Source organism: Alcanivorax sp. HI0044, assembly GCF_001634945.1.
Genome location: NZ_LWEZ01000278.1, coordinates 1 through 714, shown reverse-complemented (window position 1 = coordinate 714; position 714 = coordinate 1). Strand labels below are relative to the sequence as shown.

Annotated in this window: 2 pseudogenes; one reads left to right on the top strand and one right to left on the bottom strand. The window is 57.4% G+C overall.

What is annotated here, in order from left to right:
* Positions 1-256 (bottom strand): annotated as a pseudogene (locus A3730_RS03415) (hypothetical protein); the annotation flags it as partial.
* A gap of 119 nt (positions 257-375) precedes the next feature.
* On the opposite strand from A3730_RS03415, the pseudogene A3730_RS03410 reads away from it, so the two are divergent.
* A pseudogene (locus A3730_RS03410) lies at positions 376-714 on the top strand (hybrid sensor histidine kinase/response regulator); the annotation flags it as partial.

The window sequence follows — 714 nt, the reverse complement described above, 5'->3', positions numbered from 1 at the left end:
CGTGCTCGGAACTGATTTCGCCGTCGAATTGCAGGCCCGCCAGGGTCTTGGGCGCCTGGTAGAGATCCAGTTGTGCTTTACGGTCTGGCAGTGCGCGGGCCTGGTTCTCCGAACCGGTGGCTTTAAGGGTGGCCTTGTCCAGTTTTTGCACGTGAAGCGGTGAATCCGGGGTTTCCTCCACAGGCTTGTCGGCGCAGCCAGAGAGTAGGCTCACCAGTGTGAAGACTGGCAAGAGATAGCAAACTTTTACATTCATGGATCGCAGCATAGGGCAAGGTAAATATCTTGTTAGAAGGGATATGCCGTTGTGTGCAGAGATGTGGCAAAGCATAAGTAGTGGCAAACTACCAGCATAACCGTTTTCAGGGCAGGCGGATGGAAAAGCCATCACATAATATGTCGCCAGACAGGCCACGGTCATCAGCACCGGGGTTGCCGGTTGTCGGCCTGAGAACCAGTGCGGCCATGTTGTTGCTGTTTGCGCTGATCACCGTGCCATTCGCCATCGCCTCGGTCCTTCTGATTCAACATCGCCTGGGCATGCTGGATACCTACGATACCATGCGTGAGGACGTGCGCCTGTTCGATGCGGGGCTGGCCGCGTTCCCGCCGCTTAACGACATGCGCGACCTGGCGCCGGTCGCTATTCACACCCAGGAACCGGAAATCGTGTCCCGCTTTGAACTCAGCCGCTCCCGTGCCGGCAGCCGTTTG